Origin of the sequence: Dietzia sp. CW19, from assembly GCF_014145265.1 — a bacterium.
Lineage (GTDB): Bacteria > Actinomycetota > Actinomycetes > Mycobacteriales > Mycobacteriaceae > Dietzia > Dietzia natronolimnaea.
Genome location: NZ_JAALEE010000229.1, coordinates 5913 through 9638 on the forward strand (window position 1 = coordinate 5913; position 3726 = coordinate 9638).

Genomic DNA, 3726 nt, shown 5'->3' on the forward strand with positions numbered 1-3726 from the left:
CAGGAAACGCGTACCGGTTCGAGCGGTCGTGGTCATTGTGTTGTGAGCTCCTCAGATGCCGACTGGCCGGGGTGATCCGTGACGGTCCACCATGACATTTCAGGATTCTCCCCCAGTTCCGTGCACCTGAACGCCGGATGAACAACGCCGGAGGACTCGGCCGCGGGACGCCCGGGGGTCCGGCGATGTGGTGCCGGCCGCCGGCGCGCGCTGGAGCGGCCGCCGAACCGGCCCCGACTCGGGCCCGACCGGACTAGATTAAATTCCGTTGATCGCGACCGCGATCGTCCGCCTCAGCCAAGCGAGGTTCCCAGAATGACCGCTTCTACCGCCCCCCACTCCACCGCCTCCCAGTCCACCCTCGCCCAGGTCTCCAAGACCGTGCGTCTCGCGCTGGTGATCGGTGGCCTCATCGCCATCGGCTTCGGTATCGCCGTTCTGCTCTGGCCCGCCAAGACCGCCGTCGCGATCACCGGTGTGCTCGCCGTCTACGCCATCATCGCGGGCATCGTCTACGCCTCCATCGGCCTGCTCGCCAAGAGCCACGGGACGGGCAGCCGGGTCGGTCACGTCCTGCTGGGCCTGCTCTGGGTGATCGCCGGCGCGTACGCCTTCGCCTCGCTCCAGCAGTCCGCGGCGTTCCTCGCCATCTTCATCACCGTGATGATCGGCGTCATGTGGATCATCGAGGGGTTCACCGCCCTGTTCACGCTCGGTGAGTCCGGCGCGAAGGGCGTGACGATCGTGTTTGCGATCATCTCGGTCCTCGCGGGCGTCTCCCTGCTGAGCACCCCGGTGTGGGGCGCCGGCTTCCTGTGGTGGCTCCTCGGCATCTCGCTCATCGTGCTCGGGGCGCTGAACGTCTTCCGCGCGATGTCCGGAAGGCGCTCACGCTGAGCGCACGCCCCGGCGCGCTCCCGGAATCCGGCGACACGGCGGGGTCCGCGGACCTCGTCGTCGTCGATCTCACCCGGTCCGTTCCGGCGCCCCTCGCAGGGGTGCCGGGCTCGGGGTGGTCGGGATCCTCGGCGTGCACCAGATCACGGCGACCCCGGTGACCAGGTAGACCACCTGCAGGACGTGGAACCCGCGAATCGAGGCGCGTTCATACGCGCCGATCCTATGGGCTCGCGGGTCACGAATACAGGGACTTCTTGCTGGTCTCCGGGGCCAGGACGAGCGCGATGATGGTCAGCACGGACAGCCCCACCAGGTAGTACCCGACGTAGGCCACCGAGTAGTTCTGCACCAGCCACACCGCGACGAACGGCGTCAGGGCGGCGCCGAGGATGGCCGAGAAGTTGTACGCGACTCCGGAGCCGGTGTACCGGGTGTTGGTGGGGAACAGTTCCGGGAGCACGGCCGACATGGGTCCGAAGGTCAGGCCCATGAGGATCATGCCGACGCACAGGAACAGCAGCATGCGGGTCACGTCGAGGTCGTCGCCGGTGCCGATCGCCTCGGGGTCCAGCCACCAGCCGAAGCTGAGCCCGAAGGCGATGATGGCGAGCGTGACGCCGATGAGCATGCGCCGCCGCCCGAGGGCGTCGGCGAGAAGTCCGGCCACCGGTACGAAGACCGCGAACAGGATGATCGCGAGCACCTGCAGGGTCAGGAACGACCGGTAGCCGTACCCCAACCCGCCCGTGCCCTCTCCGCCGATCGCGAACGACAGGATCCACGTGGTCATGAGGTAGAACAGCCCGTAGGTGGCCAACATGATGAACGTGCCGAGGATGATCTCCCGCCAGTTCTTGCTGAACACCTCCGACACCGGTGTCTTGACGCGCTGGTCGTCCGCGATGGCCCGGGCGAAGACCGGGGTCTCCTCGATGCGGAGACGGACGTAGAGGCCGACGGCCACCATCACGATCGAGAGCAGGAACGGCAGGCGCCAGCCCCACACCAGGAACGGATCGGACAGGTCGCTGGCCGTGGAGTCGTACGCGAACCAGGTGGTCAGCAGAAGGAAGAGCCCGTTGGCCAGGATGAAGCCGAACGGCGCACCCAACTGCGGCCACATCGCGGCGAAGGCCCGCTTGCCCGGCTGCGCGGTCTCGGAGGCCAGGAGCGCCGCACCCGACCACTCGCCGCCCAGCCCGATGCCCTGGAAGAAGCGCAGGATGGTGAGCATCGCGGGTGCCCACAGCCCGATCTGGTGGATGGTCGGCAACAGTCCGATGAGGAAGGTCGCGATCCCCATGGTGAGCAGCGCCCCCACGAGCGTGACCTTGCGACCCAGCCGGTCCCCGTAGTGGCCGAAGATCACCGAGCCCAGCGGGCGGGCGACGAACGCGGTCCCGAAGGTCGCCATGGAGGCGAGCAGAGCGGCGCCCGAGTCGCCTCCGTGGAAGAAGAGCAGCGGGAAGACCGAGACTGCGGCCGTGGCGAAGATGTAGAAGTCGTAGAACTCGATGGTCGTGCCGATGAGCGAGGCGAAGATGATCCGCCGCCGGGGAACCGTCTCGGTCGGCTCGGTCGGCTCGGTCCACTCGGCGGGTTCCGCGGCCACGTCGGTACGACCGTGGTTGCCGCTCACGGGTTCTGGTGATGCGTTCACCGGGGCATCGTACACAAGCCGGGCATGCCATTACCCCCGTCGCTCGGGGACACGGGCGTCCCCTCACAACCCTGCCGTCTCAGACGGGGAGGAGACCCGCGGCGATCGCTCCCGCGGCGAGGTTCGCCAGCGCGTGGACCGCCGCCCCCGGAACGAGGGTTCCCGATCTGTGCCGCAGCCAGCCGAGCAGCCACCCGGCGGCGAACTGCACCGGGATGAGGGGCCACAGCCTCACATCGACCGCCAGCAGGGCCAGGTGCGGGACGAGGAACACCACGGACTGCAGCAGGTTGCCCCACCCGAAGCCGAGCCGCCGGATCAACACGCCGCCGAGCAGTCCCCGGAAGAAGACCTCCTCGCCGACGGCCCGGAGCACCACGGCGGCGGCGACACCCACGGAGGACATCGCCGCAACCGAGACCCCGGGACACCCCCGCGAGTCGCATCGCCGCCCCGGCGGAGCGGTCACCGCGGCGGGACTGCACGACCACGTAGATGAGGGTCGGCGCACAGAACAGGACGAACACGGTCATACCTCTCTGAGCTCTCGACGAGCGTGCGACGTCGATGCGCAGGCCCCGCGGCCCGGCCGACCCTCTACAACTGTGTGCCCGGCAGACATACCGGAATGCTAGCCCTCGCCCCGTGCTACAACTGGACAACGCACCAGGACGGGGTCACCGCATGAGATCAGGCACCGAGTCGTCAGCATCCGCGGCGGCGTCAGTCCACGCCGGGGACCGAGCCGGGGCCGATCAGGCGGTTGCCGACCTCGATCTCGGGCAGCAGGCCGCGCTCGGTAGCGGTGCGTCGTTCTGGCGCACCGAGGAGCACCCGGGGGTGCCCGCGCTGGTCCTCACCGACGGCCCGCACGGGGTGCGGTTCCAGTCCGGCGCATCGGACCATCTCGGTCTCAGTGCGAGCGACCCGGCCACCTGCTTCCCCCCGGCCGCGGGGCTGGCGCAGAGCTGGGACCCCGCCCTGGCCCGCCGGATCGGGTCCGCGTTGGCCGCCGAGGCCGTGGCCGCCGGGGTGGGGATCCTGCTGGGTCCGGGGATCAACATCAAGCGCGACCCGCGGGCCGGCCGCAACTTCGAGTACTTCAGCGAGGACCCGCACCTGACCGGTGTGATGGCCGGGCAGGTGGTCGCGGGCCTGCAGGCGGA

General features: G+C 69.2%; 4 protein-coding genes. 2 read left to right on the forward strand and 2 right to left on the reverse strand.

Features of this window, described 5'->3' with window-relative positions; translation table 11 throughout:
- Positions 1–315: 315 nt before the first annotated feature.
- The gene (locus G6021_RS07590) at positions 316–897 is read left to right on the forward strand and encodes a DUF308 domain-containing protein (protein ID WP_179523851.1); all 582 of its coding nucleotides are present in this window, start codon (positions 316–318) and stop codon (positions 895–897) included.
- 238 nt (positions 898–1135) lie between these two features.
- On the opposite strand, the gene G6021_RS07595 is transcribed toward G6021_RS07590, so the two are convergent.
- Entirely contained in the window at positions 1136–2512 is a 1377-nt protein-coding gene (locus tag G6021_RS07595; protein ID WP_347238929.1) for an MFS transporter, read from the reverse strand.
- A 127-nt stretch (positions 2513–2639) separates the two neighbouring features.
- Entirely contained in the window at positions 2640–2966 is a 327-nt protein-coding gene (locus G6021_RS07600) for a CPBP family intramembrane glutamic endopeptidase (RefSeq protein ID WP_206682649.1), read from the reverse strand.
- A 278-nt stretch (positions 2967–3244) separates the two neighbouring features.
- Between G6021_RS07600 and G6021_RS07605 the strand changes: the two genes are divergently transcribed.
- Positions 3245–3726: glycoside hydrolase family 3 N-terminal domain-containing protein (locus G6021_RS07605; RefSeq protein WP_277817927.1), on the forward strand; the 482-nt coding region annotated here is incomplete at its 3' end.